Annotated in this window: 15 protein-coding genes and 2 pseudogenes; 8 read left to right on the forward strand and 9 right to left on the reverse strand. The window is 41.9% G+C overall.

The window, feature by feature from the left end:
- Window position 1: 1 nt before the first annotated feature.
- On the reverse strand, window positions 2-688 hold the full coding sequence (locus BN1691_RS03615) for a response regulator transcription factor (RefSeq protein WP_048600869.1): 687 nt from the start codon (window positions 686-688) through the stop codon (window positions 2-4).
- Between the two features lie 249 nt (window positions 689-937).
- On the opposite strand from BN1691_RS03615, the gene BN1691_RS03620 reads away from it, so the two are divergent.
- The 4 genes from BN1691_RS03620 (at window position 938) to BN1691_RS03635 (ending at window position 3,333) form a co-directional block, all read left to right on the forward strand.
- A complete protein-coding gene (locus tag BN1691_RS03620) occupies window positions 938-1,147 on the forward strand; it encodes an SHOCT domain-containing protein (RefSeq protein WP_048600870.1) in 210 nt (69 codons plus the stop codon).
- A gap of 81 nt (window positions 1,148-1,228) precedes the next feature.
- Window positions 1,229-2,239: a DJ-1/PfpI family protein gene (locus tag BN1691_RS03625; protein WP_048600871.1), complete on the forward strand. Its 1,011-nt coding sequence runs from the start codon at window positions 1,229-1,231 to the stop codon at window positions 2,237-2,239.
- A 16-nt stretch (window positions 2,240-2,255) separates the two neighbouring features.
- Complete coding sequence (locus BN1691_RS03630; RefSeq protein ID WP_048600872.1) at window positions 2,256-2,690, forward strand: DUF2269 family protein; 435 nt, start codon at window positions 2,256-2,258, stop codon at window positions 2,688-2,690.
- Between the two features lie 28 nt (window positions 2,691-2,718).
- Entirely contained in the window at window positions 2,719-3,333 is a 615-nt protein-coding gene (locus tag BN1691_RS03635; RefSeq protein ID WP_048600873.1) for a DUF2306 domain-containing protein, read from the forward strand.
- A 494-nt stretch (window positions 3,334-3,827) separates the two neighbouring features.
- Here BN1691_RS03635 and istB read toward each other — a convergent pair whose 3' ends face one another.
- Both istB and BN1691_RS14610 read right to left on the reverse strand, forming a co-directional pair.
- The gene (gene istB, locus BN1691_RS03640) at window positions 3,828-4,595 is read right to left on the reverse strand and encodes an IS21-like element helper ATPase IstB (RefSeq protein ID WP_048600874.1); all 768 of its coding nucleotides are present in this window, start codon (window positions 4,593-4,595) and stop codon (window positions 3,828-3,830) included.
- Between the two features lie 904 nt (window positions 4,596-5,499).
- Complete coding sequence (locus tag BN1691_RS14610; protein WP_053083697.1) at window positions 5,500-5,715, reverse strand: helix-turn-helix domain-containing protein; 216 nt, start codon at window positions 5,713-5,715, stop codon at window positions 5,500-5,502.
- A 236-nt stretch (window positions 5,716-5,951) separates the two neighbouring features.
- Between BN1691_RS14610 and BN1691_RS03650 the strand changes: the two are divergent.
- From BN1691_RS03650 to BN1691_RS14360, 4 genes and pseudogenes are all read left to right on the forward strand, one after another.
- Window positions 5,952-6,131: pseudogene (locus tag BN1691_RS03650) on the forward strand (IS5/IS1182 family transposase); the annotation flags it as partial.
- 75 nt (window positions 6,132-6,206) lie between these two features.
- Window positions 6,207-6,611: an Rrf2 family transcriptional regulator gene (locus BN1691_RS03655; protein ID WP_048600875.1), complete on the forward strand. Its 405-nt coding sequence runs from the start codon at window positions 6,207-6,209 to the stop codon at window positions 6,609-6,611.
- 75 nt (window positions 6,612-6,686) lie between these two features.
- Window positions 6,687-7,592, forward strand: a complete 906-nt coding sequence (locus BN1691_RS03660) for an NAD(P)/FAD-dependent oxidoreductase (protein WP_048601184.1) — start codon at window positions 6,687-6,689, stop codon at window positions 7,590-7,592.
- Window positions 7,593-7,690: 98 nt separating this feature from the next.
- A pseudogene (locus BN1691_RS14360) lies at window positions 7,691-7,821 on the forward strand (site-specific integrase); the annotation flags it as partial.
- A gap of 56 nt (window positions 7,822-7,877) precedes the next feature.
- On the opposite strand, the gene guaA reads toward BN1691_RS14360, so the two are convergent.
- From guaA to BN1691_RS03690, 6 genes are all read right to left on the reverse strand, one after another.
- Complete coding sequence (gene guaA, locus BN1691_RS03665; protein WP_048600876.1) at window positions 7,878-9,416, reverse strand: glutamine-hydrolyzing GMP synthase; 1,539 nt, start codon at window positions 9,414-9,416, stop codon at window positions 7,878-7,880.
- A 133-nt stretch (window positions 9,417-9,549) separates the two neighbouring features.
- Complete coding sequence (locus BN1691_RS03670; RefSeq protein WP_048600877.1) at window positions 9,550-11,802, reverse strand: transglutaminase TgpA family protein; 2,253 nt, start codon at window positions 11,800-11,802, stop codon at window positions 9,550-9,552.
- A complete protein-coding gene (locus BN1691_RS03675) occupies window positions 11,786-13,015 on the reverse strand; it encodes a DUF58 domain-containing protein (protein WP_048600878.1) in 1,230 nt (409 codons plus the stop codon). The genes BN1691_RS03670 and BN1691_RS03675 overlap by 17 nt, the downstream gene beginning before the upstream one ends.
- 13 nt (window positions 13,016-13,028) lie before the next feature.
- Window positions 13,029-13,982, reverse strand: coding sequence for an AAA family ATPase (locus BN1691_RS03680; RefSeq protein WP_261795542.1), 954 nt, complete (start codon window positions 13,980-13,982; stop codon window positions 13,029-13,031).
- 192 nt (window positions 13,983-14,174) lie between these two features.
- Complete coding sequence (locus BN1691_RS14365; RefSeq protein WP_147545616.1) at window positions 14,175-14,966, reverse strand: CPBP family intramembrane glutamic endopeptidase; 792 nt, start codon at window positions 14,964-14,966, stop codon at window positions 14,175-14,177.
- Window positions 14,959-15,342: a hypothetical protein gene (locus BN1691_RS03690; protein ID WP_147545619.1), complete on the reverse strand. Its 384-nt coding sequence runs from the start codon at window positions 15,340-15,342 to the stop codon at window positions 14,959-14,961. Before BN1691_RS03690 ends, BN1691_RS14365 begins: the two co-directional genes overlap by 8 nt.
- Window positions 15,343-15,377: the final 35 nt, after the last annotated feature.

Consider the following 15,377-nt stretch of genomic DNA (forward strand, 5'->3'; position numbering starts at 1 on the left):
TTTATTCTCCTTTAAAACGGTAACCTATACCCCAAACATTAAATATATATTTTGGTTTGTTTGGATCGGACTCAACTTTCTCACGTAGGCGGCTAATATGGACACGGACAGTATGTTTATCGCCAATTCCATTCCAAAATTTATCAAGTAATTGATCATAAGTAAAAACAATTTTCGGATGCTCGGCAAACAGTCGCAATAATTCATATTCTTTTGGTGTAAGTGAGATATATCTTCCCTCTACAAATACTTCTCTTGTGGATAAATCCAAAGTGAGACCATTGTAATCCAAGATTTTCCCGCTAAAGCCCTTCTGGGAACTAGAGCGTCGCAATACAGCTTTCACTCGGGCAATAACCTCACCCGGAGATGCGGTTTTAACTATATAATCATCCCCTCCAATTGCCAACCCACGAATTTTATCTACATCATCACTGAGGGCGCTCAGGAAGAGGATAGGAATGTTACTTTCCTCCCGTACCTGCCGGCAGAACTCGAAACCATTTAGTCCCGGCATCATGATGTCAAGAATGATGCAATCAATTGTAACCTGTTTAAGTACGGACAGTGCTTGATCGCCGTTATAAGCAGTTTCTACATAGAAACCATCATTTTCCAAGAAGTCTCTTAATAGTTCAACAATGCTTTTATCATCATCTACAACCATAATTGTCTGTTTTTCCTTCACAAAATCCTGCCTTCCTTTCGATGCTAGTTTAAGAAACGAACCTTCCATCGAAATTTACTTTCAGTATATCACTGTTTCAACAATGAGTTAAATTACTTATTTTGTGATGAATTGTGATTGTTTTGTGACCTTTTTGTACAATCATTTGAGACATTTAAAGGTTATTCTTTAATTGTGAAGTTGATAGGCGAATGTTCACTATAAATAAAGTATTTCACCTCAATTTACTATTCGAAGGGAGGTAAACATATGGGTTTCGAAACATTCTTTCCATTCGGTGCTTTGTTTTGCCTTACACTTTTCTGCTTTATGGCGGTTCGAATCTTTGAAATTCGCTATCGCTATAAAGATTCCAATCAGAAAGACAGGGACATAACCATGATTCTTGAAAATCGGTTAGCCAAGGGAGAACTTAATGAAGCTGAGTATCAAAGGTTGAAAAAGCTTCTTACAAAATAAAAGAACGCTTCTTGTGGCAAGGGTTCAAATTAATTGCCAGAAGGTTTGATTAAAATTTTTAAAAATACGGAGGCCATATGTATGAATGTTCAAATTGTGTTATTTGATGGATTTGATTTATTGGATGTAATTGCTCCTTATGAAGTATTTATTGCAGCTGGAATGTACTCAAAAGAGGACATAATCGTTAAACTAGTTTCCGCTGAAGGAGAACGAATGGTGACAAGTGGGGTGAATCAATTACAACTCCAAGCAAGCGGCAAAATTGATTTATCCTCTAAAGGAATCATTCTTGTTCCAGGGGCATCTGGTTCTGTTCATGATAATGGTCCAGATTCCATTCCAGTAAAATTAAAAAAAGCCGCTGAAACCGAGTTAAATAATCTACTACGAGAAGCAATGAAGAAAGCTGATATTTTACTTTCCACAGTTTGTGGCGGTTCTCTCATTTTAGCAATGGATGGTTTATTAGAAGGCCGCCATGCAGTAACGCATCATATGGGAATGGGTCTTTTGAGTGCTACTAACGCTATTCCAGTTAATGCCCGTATCGTAGATGATGGCGATCTTGTTACTGGCGGTGGCGTTACTTCAGGGCTTGATGTTGCGCTTTATTTAGTCGAGCGAGAGTTAGGTCCCCGTATAGCACATGCTGTGGAACAATTATTTGAGTACGAGCGCAGGGGTACAGTTTGGAAAGCTGAAGGAAATGTACCTAAAGAAAGCAAACATGAAAATCCAATGGAAACGACAAGTTCTAGCTCCTCTAATCAAACTGATACTGATAAGAACTTTAATTTCCAAGGAAAATGGGATACTACGATTTCCACTCCTATTGGCGATCTTTCCGTTTTATTAGATTTATATTCTGAAGATGGTCGTATAGTGGGAACTGTTAAGCAAGGAGATGATATTGCTACGCTGGACAACGCTGTACTGGAAGGGAATCAATTAAAATGGTCCATGAAAGTGACGAAGCCTATGCGTCTTACATTAAAATTTATCGTTTCTGTAGATGGAAACAATATGTATGGTGAAGCAAAGGCTGGAATGCTTCCCTCATCCAAATTAATGGGATATCGTATTTCTTAAGGATGGAGTTGTAGTTATGTATTCATTTATTGTATTTGCTCATGTATTAGGTGCTTTATTGCTTGGTAGTTTTCTAGCTTTTCCATTTGCGTTTAAATCTCTTTTGTCACGATCAGGTAATGAATTGAAAATAGCTGTTAAAACATTAGTAGGCTTTACTCGCTTTGCCCATTATGCATTAATTTTTTTAATCATTACAGGAGGATGGATGGTAATGGGATATGCCACTTATCCTTCTTTGTTATGGGTGGTGCTATCATTAGTCCTGTTTATGCTGATTGGTGCCTTGATAGGTATGATACAAAATAACTTGAAACGAGTTATTTTTGCTGAGGATCCTGACAATGCGTTACAACGAAATAAAGCCAAACTTAATACACTCGGTTGGTTTACATTTGTGCTTATTTTTACTGTTGTTTTTGTTATGACAAATCGCAGTTTATTTTCCTAAATATTAGAGGAGAGGATAACGATAAAAAATGAAAAAGAACATTTGGATCATTTTTTTAATCGTATCGTTCATGTGGGTCATGCATACATTTTCAAAAAACTTCATGCTCGATCCCACTTTTCAGAACTTTCTTGCTAGAAAAGATGAAGTTCTAACCAACGAATCATTATGGATACTTATGATCAGATTACATATCATTTTTGCTATTATCTCACTAATCACTGGCCCCTTGGGTGTGATCAAGAAATTACGAATTAAATCTATCCAATTTCATCGTTGGAATGGTCGAGTCTATGTACTGTCTATTTTGTTAAACTTTATCCCTGGTGTTTACGTTTCTTTTTTTGCAACAGGAGGATGGTTGAGCACCATTGGATTTCTCGTTTTAAATACACTATGGTTTGGTACAACCATTCTAGGCTATATCAATATAAGAAGAAAAAACGTGATAAAACATAGTGCATGGATGTTAAGAAGCTTCGTTCTTACTTTTGCAAATATGTTCATCTACATCATTGTGGCCATTTCACACAATGCCTTGCAATTTTCGTATGGTACTTCATACACAATTGCTGTATGGTTATGCTGGGTGATTAGTTTATCCATTGCAGAAATCATGATACGAAAAAAAGTATTTATATAATTGGTTATTAATATTAATGTGGTATACGAAGAAATCTATGGTGCTGATTTTTCCACACCGACTAAGGCAATGGAGGAGGGTTCTTTATAGCCCTCTTTCCACACTATTTTCCGAATAAGCATTATATATACCGCTAAAATATTTTAGGTCCATGATAACTTTTTCAACAGAAATTCAAAATAAAATTACGAAGTGCTTCTTCTTCTCCATACAGAAAAGTCCTTCTTCCATTCAAGTTTCTTCATTGGGTCGGCTTATTGCAAAAAATCGAAAAACAGCGAAATGGTACCAACCTGGAGGGCACTGAAATAGTCATCTTAGGAAAATCATTGCGAGAATGGAAACGACTTATCGTTTTCCATTCTCGCTTTTTCATCTTAGAAGCCGTGGATTTCCGTTCCTGGCAGGCGCTTTTCTACGGGGCCTTCAGCTTGCTCGTGCTGTTCCCGTGGGAGTTGTGTAACCGTCAAGTAGTTTTGAACACTTTTTGCTAATTAAGATTGAACACTATCTCTTTCAAAAATGGTTAATCGATGTTTAAGTCGGTAACTATCATCATCGAATTGAATCACTTCAACTCGATGTAACAAACGATCGAGGATGGCGGTCATGATCCCCTGGTCTCCGACCAGTTCACCCCAACCCTCTGGTCCCTTATTTGAGGTTAATATCAAGGAGCTTCGTTCATATAAATCATTGATGAGATGAAAGAATAGATTCGCTTCCCGTTGGTCCATGGCCATATACATTAAGTCGTCAATGATGACCAAGTCCGATTCCTTGATTCTCTTGAGTTGAATCTGAGACTTCCGAAGATACTCCTGGGTTTTTAAGAGGTGAATTAGCTCACCCATTGTCACGAAGGAGGCTTGGAATCCTTTCTGAATCGCTTCCAAGCCAAGACCAATGGCAATGTGTGTCTTCCCGACACCAGGGGGACCGAGTAGAATTAAATGATACTGTTGCTCCAACCAGTGGAGTTCTTTTAATTGGTTGATCTGGCGCGTACTCAACGATCGTTGCTCATCGATGTGAAACTCATGTAATGTCTTATGGTACGGAAATTTCGCCCAATGAAGTCTCTTCTCGATATTCTTCTCTTCTCGGCGTTTTAATTCATAAGTCAAGAGCTCTTGTAAAAACTCAAGATAAGTCCAAGAAAATTGCTCAGCTTGGCGTAGTATTACAGGGAGTTCCTTCGCTGTTTCTACCATACGCAGATGACGAAATTGATCTTGTAATTGCTGAACTGTATCCCCCATGATTAAACACCTCCTAGGATTTCAAGATAGGTATCCACTTGTCTCGTCGCGACAGCTGTCTTCAATGCGGATTGATTCAATGTATCCGAAAGCACCGTAGGTGCTTGTACATCCTCAGAAGATTGAAGGCGAGTAAGATGTTGGGCAACATCACGTAGGTCATTGGTACTCCAAAGTTGCTCTCGAAAGAGAGCAGGGTAGAGACGGGTTGTAAGTGTTGCTTTTCCACGGCGTGCACTTCGACCGATCTCTTTTTTGTAGTATGATGCACATGATCATTCCCAGTTCTCACTAGCCACGCAAGACATTTTTCATTCCATGCATCGAGGTTGGGGAATACACGCTGTCTTGCAAAGTTTCGTTTGACATATTTCACGACATTTTCTACTTTGCCTTTACTTTCTGGATCCCCCTTTCGACACAGATAGATATGAAAGTCTCGATCCTGTTTATAGGCTTGAAAATCCCCGGTTAAAATAATATCTCCCGCATTTTCACTCACTGTAATGAGATGATCCTGGTCGTAGACCATCTCTTTCGGTATTCCACCAAAATATTGGAATGCATTCTCATGACAACGAATCGTATCCTTTGTTGTAAAAGGGCGGTCAAGCCATTCTACATACTTATAGCGGGAATGCGATAATACAAAGGTAATAAAGTATCATTTCATCTCTTTATTCTCGATGTTTTTGACGGTAATTTCACCCCAATCGACTTGGGCTTAGTGCCCCATGGGAAGCTCATCTGTTGCACTGTACATACGAGGAAGTTCTTCCTTGGAAAGATGATAGAGATCCCTTAAATCCCTGACATAGGAGCGCACAGTACTGCTCCCTACTTGAATCGTTGGATATTGCTCTCGAAGCCAATCTTCGATTTGGGCCGCAGATAGATCAGGATTTTACCTTAACCAATAGACAATGTGATCTTGGTATCGATCAAGCTTCCTGCGCCTTCTCCCTAATGAAACAACCCAGTCTGTCGCCTCTTCGAACGACATACCCAAGAACTTATACACTGTGTTTCGAGAAATTTCTAACTTCCTTGCAATGGCAGCGATTTTAAATCCTTGTTCTTTTAATTGATGAATTTGAATGTACAAACGCAACTTTTCCACCTTCCGGTCCTCCAGCTAAATAATGTAATGCTATTATTCTAACTTAGCTGAAGTATTTTTTGGGAAAAGTGTTTATTTCTACTTGGCGGAATCTGTTGATTATAGTCTAGCGGTTACAAGTTGCTGCCTTCCACTCCAATCCACTATTGTCTAATCCCCACTAACGTTCTTTCTCGATTAAAAAAAAGACTCTTGTCCTGTATACTCAAATTAAGAAAATGTAGGTGGTGCGCCCAATGATTTCAAACCAAGAGACCCTTAATCTAAGTCCATACTTGGCGATATACGATATCGTCGTCCCAAAAGATAATATGCTTCGGCAAATAAATGAATTTGTTGATTTTTCTTTCATCCTTGAGAAGCTCAAAGCAAAATACTGTTTGGATAACGACCAGAAATCAATCCCGCCCGGTCGTTGAAGAAACTTATTATTTGACTTTAAAATCAGAATGGATATTATAGAGTTATTAAGTCTTTAATGAGGTGGTAATATGAGATTAACAAAAGCAACGAACTATGCTCTCCACACCATGCTTTTTTTAGCTGTTAATCCATCCGATGAGCATATAGGTGTGGCAAAATTGGCTGAGCGCCAAAAGGTTTCAACGACATATTTATCTAAAATACTAACAAAGTTAGTAAAGTCGGGTATGATTGAATCTGTCTCAGGTGCAAATGGCGGCTATAAATTAAAACCGGGTGGGGAAGGAGTTTCATTACTCGAAGTTATAAAAGCTATTGAAGGTTTGACGCCTATGTTTGATTATTGTCTCAACCACAATCCTGATTGCTTAATTCAGAAAGCGATTGAATCAGCTGAGGAAAAGCTTTTGGATGAATTGAATCAAACACGTATAGTTGACTTGGCTAACAAAATGAATAAGACATCTATATAAATCATGATGTCTTTTACTCGAATTATAGACATTAAAACTCTATTATATATACTAAAGATACGGAGGAAAATAATGATGGAGAAATCTGATTGTATTGTAATTGGTGCTGGACCTGCCGGATTAAGTGCAACCTTAACTTTAGGAAGAGCGCGAAGAAAGGTTACTATATTTGATAATGGAACAAATCGAAATCGTGTAACTCAGGAGTCACATGGTTTTTTAACAAGAGAGGGAATTAAACCTCAAGAATTCAAAAATATTGCAATGAAAGAATTAAAATCTTATCCTTCTGTTTCAATTTCGAATGAAACAGTTATTGAGGTAAATAAAGATGATCAAAATGATTTATTTTTAATCAAGTCATCAACTAATAAAACTTATATAACAGAAAAAATACTGTTAGCTACGGGTATTCAAGAAGAATTTCCCTTAACACAGATTAGACAATACTACGGTAAAAGTTTATTCAGCTGTCCTTATTGTGATGGTTGGGAGCTTAGAGACAAGCCTTTAGCTATAATTGCAGAAAATGATGAACACATTATTCATATGACTAAATTGGTTTTTAATTGGTCAAAAGATTTAATCGTTTTTACTAATGGTCATCAACTATTCAACAAAGTACTAAATGAATTTGAAAGTAAAAAGATTAAGGTTTATACAGATGTTATTGAAGACTTACATGGAGATAATGGTAACTTAGAAAGTATTGAATTGGAATCAGGTGATAACATTCTAAGAAGTGGTGGCTTCGTAGTTCCAAGTTTTTATCGTCCAAATAAATTTGCTGAACAATTAAATTGTCAATTTGATAAAAACGGAGGAATTATCACAGACGGTGCTGGACGAACAACAGCAAATGGGATATATATTGCGGGAGAAACCGAAAAGGCAGAGTCCTCTTCTTTGATAATTGCTTCAGCCGACGGCAACAAGGCTGCTTCAAGTATAAACATGGATATAACATTAGATAGATTTTAATATGTAAGCTGATGGGCGATTACAATTATCAAGTATAACCAATCTATTTAAATCCTTTTTGGAGCTAGTATAGATGTATGGACACAAGTTAGTTAAGTCTCTATCCTAACAGTAATTTTGAAGTAGCTAACAAATTATATGGAATCATCTCCTTTAAGGAGATGATTCCTCACCAAAAAATCAATTCACTGTAGACTATTTAAGAAAACAAAAACAAAAAGTGCAATAAAAAATTAAAAAGAGCCAAAAACCCTTGATACACAAAGGTTTCTAGCTCTCCTACAACTACTCCCACTCAATGGTAGCTGGTGGCTTTGAAGTCACATCATAAACAACACGATTGACATGGGGAACTTCATTCACGATTCGATTGGAGATGATTTCTAGGACATCGTAGGGAATCCGAGCCCAATCGGCAGTCATCCCATCGATGGAGGTGACAGCGCGAATACCTACAGTATAGTCATAAGTACGCATATCACCCATGACACCAACGCTCTGAATATTGGTGAGGATGGTGAAATACTGCCAGATTTCGCGATTCAAGCCAGCTTTGGCAATCTCCTCACGCAGGATGGCATCCGATTCGCGAACGATGGAGAGTTTCGCTTCTGTCACATCGCCGATCACGCGGATGGCTAAACCTGGTCCAGGGAAAGGTTGACGCCAAACAATCTCCCCTGGTAAGCCCAATTGAAGTCCCAATTCCCGTACCTCATCTTTGAATAGGGTTTTGAGCGGTTCAATCAATTCAAACTCCATATCCTCAGGGAGTCCACCTACATTATGATGGGACTTGATGGTTTGGGCGGTCTTTGTACCGCTCTCGATGATATCTGTATACAATGTGCCTTGGGCTAGGAAGTCCATATCCTGTAATTGAGAGGCTTCTTCTTCGAAAACACGGATAAACAGGTTCCCGATGGTCTTCCGTTTCTTCTCTGGGTCAGATACGCCTGCAAGGGCAGCTAGGAAGCGTTGCGATGCATCGATCTTCCGAAGATTCATTTGGAACTGCTCGCCAAAGGTCTTCATTACACTCTCAGCTTCCCCTTTGCGTAACAATCCATGATCAACGAACATACAGGTCAACTGATCACCGATAGCACGATGGATCAGCGCAGCCACCACGGAAGAATCCACACCACCGCTCAGTGCACAGAGTACCTTCTTCTCTCCCACTTGTACACGGATCGCTGCAATGGCTTCATCAATAAAATGCTCCATGGTCCAATTGCCTTCACATTGACAAACCTCATAAAGGAAATTGTGAAGCATCTGATTGCCATGCACCGTATGCCGCACCTCAGGATGGAATTGAACGGCATAGAGCCCCCGCTCACGATGACTCATGGCAGCGATGTTACAAGCTGGGCTCGTGGCAATCACATCAAACCCTTCTGGACATGCTGTCACATGATCGCTATGGCTCATCCACACCGTTTCATGCTCGTCCCATTGTTGGAAGAGTGGTGATGTGGTCTTTACTTTGACCTCTGCTTTGCCATACTCCCTCTTCTCTGCAGGCTCTACCTTACCTTGAAGCTGATGAGACATCAATTGCATCCCGTAGCAAATACCCAGAATTGGAATCCCTAATTCGTAGATGGCTGGATCACAGTGTGGTGCATCCTCACCATAGACGCTGGCAGGACCTCCTGAAAAGATAATCCCTTTCGGCTGTAATGCCTTGATCCTCTCTACTGAGATATCATACGGAAGTAGTTCACTGTAGACACCCATTTCCCGAATACGTCGAGCAATTAATTGATTATACTGGCCACCGAAATCTAGTACGATAACATTTTCCCGATTGGCTTCCACTCATGGCTCCCCCTTCGTTGTTGTGTAATGGCTAACATATGAAAAAGGAGGTTCGCCTTTCCAAACAGACGGTTTGAACCTCCCACAACACGATTTTTAATGAAGTAATTGTAGCAAATAGAGAGAGCGCAGGTCAAGCAGTCAGACGATGAACAATCTCCTTCCATTGAAGATATCGTTCTTGACTCCAGCTATCTGCATTGGTCTTTCCATAACGTTGCTCTTCATAGTTCTGGACAAAGTCCTGAAGCTGAGCTTGAAGCTCCCTGGTTGTACGAATCCCCTGAACATATTCTCGTAGTGTCTCTCCATCCTGGCGCTTCCCATAGCGAATGGACAAAGCGCGAAGAAGATACTCCACCGCTACATTCCAAGCCTTTCCATGGGCGAGGTGACCTACCCGCTGAATACGCAGCCACCACAGGAGACGTTGACGGAAGCGGAATAGTATAATCAAGAGAACGATCAGCAGTACCAAGAAAAATAGGTTCCATCCCTTCCACCATTGACTGGATTCTTTCATTGGGCTCGTCCCGGTCTCTTGAGCCACCTCTTCCTCGATCAATCGATCCTGCAAATCACGATTCTGAAGAGGGAGAGGCATGATCTCTGTCTGTGCAGAAGTCCAGTCCTGATCATAGACCACAGTCAATGGGTTGGCGAAGCCCTTCGTTGGTTCAAAGGGAAGCCAGCCGATTCCATCAAAATAGACCTCTACCCAGGAATGGGCATCCCGCGCGCGCACGATCTGGGTATAGCCCTCCTGCTGCGTCGATGTGGTCAATCCAGGGGCAAAGCCCTTGACCCAGCGCGCTGGAATCTCATTGGCTCGGAGGAGTACCACCATACTGGTGGAGAAGTGATCACAATACCCTTGCGGTGAGTCAAATAAGAAAAAGTCCACAAAATCATGGCCTGGAGGAACATACTCCACTTCTGCCGTCTCGTATTGAAAGGGACCTGTACGGAAGTAGCTTTCAATGGCCCGTACCTTCTCATACTGTGTGGTTTTCCCAGCAGTAATCTCCTTCGCCAGCTCCCGAACACGATCAGGTAATTGATCTGGTAATTGTAAATACTCAATGCCCACCTCTTGTGAGCGCACTAACTCTACTGTGCGGATCTCTTTATCTAGGATTTGCGGAACTGCAGTAAGAATCGTGTATTCCTCAAGCAGTCCAGACATGGAGTGAACACTCTGCCGCGTTATATCTAGCCTTAGTTTGTCTCCTATCTCTCCGTCTTCCCCCCTATACACATTGAGTAGAGAACCGCCATAGAACATGGTCCCATACTTAGGCTCATAGAAAGTGACAGACTGAAATTGCACCTGACGCCAATAGGTGTTATCGGATACCACCGGGGATAGAGCAGGATGAAGGAGAGCATTGATCCTCTCCTCCAGTTTTTCCTCCTTCAAGATGGCCGGTGTAGGAAGCTCCGGCGTAGGCACTAAAAATAGCTGGTAATATCCCTCCCTTGCCTTCCAACCCCGCCCCGTGTAAATCTCCTTCACATCCCCTCGCCAATAAAAGGGGCGTGTGGAATAAGCACGGAAAATTGGAGTTTCGTCCTGAAGAAATGGCCCTCCCAGGCGTGTATCATCTTCACCATAGCCCACCTTTTTGATCCCGACCCCACTCAAGGTACCACTCTCTTCACGAAGGCTCTTAATCCATGCAACAGGATCAGGCCATTGGGGAGCAAACTTAGGGGCAGCAAGTGCCGGTAAGATCACAAGGGTAAGCAGAAGCACCGATGCCAATACCCAGCGGATGAATGGAAATAAGCTTCTGGTCCCCTCTCCTGCTTCCTTCCATAATTGAGACCAGCGGATCAAAGAGAGTAATAAAAAGCTTAAGAGGAATATACGAACGATAGCCGTATTTGCCTGGTAGGCTGACCAGGTGTCGAGCAAGGCAAGATAGATGATCGTCGCAATGAAAAAGCTAAATCCCCGCTGCTTCTTTAAGATAAGCCATGCGATGAGCTGCGTACCTAGGCCAATCCCAATTAAAAAAAGCAATGTTCGGATCTCCGGTGCCATCTCCAATATTTCTCCAGCCTGTAAAGCGAGATAGCTATTCTTCCAATCACCCCAGACATCCTTTAGCCAATCTCCATGCCAGAAAGGGACTTGTGTATAATAATTCTGGTAGATGAGCATCGCCAAGTAGAGAAGGGCCAGTATATACCTTAATACCAAAGGGAGTAAGAGCCACTCTAAGAGGAGGATCCCTAAGATCCAGTAGAGAAAAATACGAATTGTCGCTGTATCTGTAATGGAGAGGATCGGACGTATCCATTCCACCAATATGAAAAAGAGCAAGACCACCATACCTAAGCGCAAAAGAGAGCGTCTCCAGTCATCATGAGCCCACGGCATTCCACGCACCCCCTTGCAAAACACGTCCTACCTGACCAGGCTGAACAGGAAAATATTGAATTCCTGAAGAGGTGGTCAAGCTGGTATGATGAACCATCGTCGCGTGACCCTGCTGTGAATCAACGAGGTGGTACCACACAACCGATCCATATAATTGACGCAAGCGTGCGAATTGCTCGATGATCTCAGGATGATTCTGAGTCGTCACCACGATGATCGTCAGCCCTCCCAAGCGCTGAACCTGGGTCAACTGCTGTAAAGCACGGGAAAATGGCAGCGTGGCTGTCGGTGTCACCCGTGCCAATGCCCGCAACATACTAGAAAAATGGCCCTCACCTAATTGGGGAAGGGAAGAGGTTTCTCCATGGAGGATCAACCCAGTAGGTTGTCGTTGCTTTAGCAAATACTGAGCTAAGCTTGCGATTAATGTAACCCCTTCTTCAAACAGTTCCAATCCCTGCTCCGTTCGGTAATTCGTCATCTCACAATCCAATAAAAAGAGATAGCGCTGATTTTCCAAAGTGGAAAATTCCTTGGTCTTAAGATTGCCTACCCGTGCCACTGCTTTCCAATCGATCCGGCTTAAGCGGTCGCCATGAACATAGTCGCGGATCCCTCGGAGGTTGGACATATCCTCTTGAAGCGGGCGTCTTGTCTGTTGACTACCAAGAGGATGACTGCTCTGTATGGACCAAAATTGAATGGATTCTACACGGGGAAAAACAATCACTTCACTGCTAGACTTACAGGTGATGGTCCGTGACCAGAAGCCTAGGAGATCCCCACTCTCCAAGCGAACCTCCTCCCAACGATGTTCACCACGGGGTAGTTTAACGACCTCATAGGTGATGGTTACATTTCGACGCCAACCCAGAAAGATCAACCGCTCATACTCCTTCGCCTGTCGTAGCGAATGGGGTAGCTGATCTATTACACGTAGCCATAATACCGGGATGACCCCAGTATGAATGTGTAATGTGATCCGATTCCCTTGACCAGTGAACAATTGCTGATCTGCCACTTCCCGTTCTACCACCACATGACGTAGCAAGACGCTTACCATGATCACCTCATAGATGAGCACTGCTACAAAGGTATAGAATAGAAACCAGCTGACGAAGCCCCCTTGGAAGTTGGCATACATATAAAGAACTATGAATGTAATAATGCCAGTAAACAATCGCCACGGACGTTGTCTCCGTCCCTTCTTCATCTTATTTCTCCCCCTACTTTCGAATAACCGGTACAGGAACGGCCTTCATGATTTCATGAAGAACCTGCTCTACGGTAATTCCCTGCATCTCTGCCTCGGGCTTAAGGATAATACGATGAATAAATGTAGGGATAACGAGACTCTTAATATCGTCAGGCAATACATAGGCTCTCCCCTTCAATAAAGCGAAGGCCTGAGCTGCGTGATAAAGGGCGATGGAACCACGAGGGCTAACACCAAGATGAACCTGGCGATGCTCCCGTGTCTTCTCTACTATCGTGACTAAATACTCCTTTAATGACCGCTCCATGAATACCTGATGAACCTGCTCTTGTAACTGATTGAGCTGAGCTTTGGTCATTACTGGCTGAACATCTTCAATGGGATGGTGATCATGTAAACGATCAAGAATCTCCACCTCTTCCTGCAATTGAGGATATCCTACCTTTAGCTTGAACAAGAAGCGATCCAGCTGTGCCTCGGGCAAGGGAAATGTCCCTTCATATTCCAAGGGATTCTGTGTCGCCATGACAAAGAATGGCTGGGGCAATGGATAGGTGGAGCCATCGACGGTAATACTCCCTTCCTCCATGGCTTCTAGCAACGCTGCCTGTGTCTTCGGTGAGGTACGATTCACCTCATCGGCTAAGACGATCTCCCCCACAATGGGACCCGGACGAAATTCGAATTCCTGACTCTTCTGGTTATACAGAGAAACGCCAGTAATATCCGAAGGGAGCAGATCAGGTGTAAACTGGATCCTTGTAAATTGACATGCCAATGACTTGGCTAAGGTACGTACCAGCATGGTCTTCCCCACACCAGGCACATCCTCCAAGAGGATATGTCCCTTCGCTAAAAGTGCAACCAGTGTGACTTCAAGGAGCTCACGCTTCCCAACAATTACATGTTCCATATTTTCAATGGTTTTCTCAAGGATAGACTTAGCTTCAGCAAAATCATACAAAGATTGCGAATCTTCCGCTTTCGTATCAGGTATTGAACTCAACGATTCTCCTCCTAACGCTCTACAGACTCTATCATTATTATAGATATCAAATAACCGAAAAAGTTGCAAGAATAAGGAAAATATACCGTTAATCGAATTTTGCACTGATTCAATATTCCTTTGTGAATTGTATCCTATTTAGTGCCTAGCTCAGCCAAAGATGGATGCAAAAAAATCATACGCTGAATGAATAATAATAACCGACCAAAGAGAGTTGGTCTTTTTATAGATGAAGCCCAATGCGAAGCTGATGAAAAATACAAGGAGGATGGTTCCGATGATGCTCCAGCTTTCAAAGAGACCCATACGTAACCAGATGGGAAAATGAATGCTGACAAATAAGAGGGATGTATAGCGATTGGCTTTCCAAAAGCTAAACCGCTCCATCAACTTCCTTAGGAAAAGTCCGCGAAAAACAAGCTCTTCGGTGAAGCCTACTAGAAGAACATGATTTAGCCATACATTGATGCCGAGATGAAGGTTCATCTCATTCTTTAAGATGATGCCATAAAGAACGAAAAAGTATGTCCCCACTGCCAATGAGATCCAAAGTGCCCATTGGAGACCTTTCTTCACATTGCTATGAAGGCCCAAATATGCCATCGGATCTTTCTTCTCCACATATTGAACCACTAAAAACACCGGGATTACCCATATGCTAATTTTTATTAGCGCTGAAGTCAGCGCCCTTGAAGTTGGATCTAATAGATTTAGGTATTGGACAAGCCATAGCTCACGTAAGCTCCAGAGAGAAAAGAAAGCGATAAAAAAGAGCGCGAGATAGTTGCGAGATAATATGTTTCTGATCGGAAAAACCTCCTTGATTATGAATGAACCGCCTACTGTAGATATTGATAACTCTCCAGTAGGCGGTTCTACTCTTTTAATATCCGTTTCAATACCTATTTTTTTAGAGTTGGGGTTAACTGACTGTTTACTCAATACGCGCCTCCACGCTATCAATCTGCAACGTATCTTTTAGAATGGTTACCTTTTCTACTACTTGCATCTCCATCACTTCTTCCAGACTATCACTAAAACTTCCCACCATCTCGATGTGATATCGATCATCTGCTTCAGCGATATCCACTTGTAAGGAAAATTGAATGTGCGATATAGCGCCGAACGCATCTTGAGGTATAAGGATATATGTTCCATCTGATTCTTGCTCAAAATAGGTGTTGAAAAGCCAAGAGGCTTGTTCCTCGCTATAATAATTCTGTAATGCTTCAATAACGATTTCTTTATCCTCTTCTGTTAATGTCAAAAGCTGTGAGTATTGGAATAGTTGATTTGTCCACTTTTCTACATCTCGCAACCAGCAAGCAAAACAATCGCCAAAAATAGAATTAC

The sequence above is a fragment of the Rubeoparvulum massiliense genome, assembly GCF_001049895.1.
Classification (GTDB): Bacteria; Bacillota; Bacilli; order Rubeoparvulales; family Rubeoparvulaceae; genus Rubeoparvulum; species Rubeoparvulum massiliense.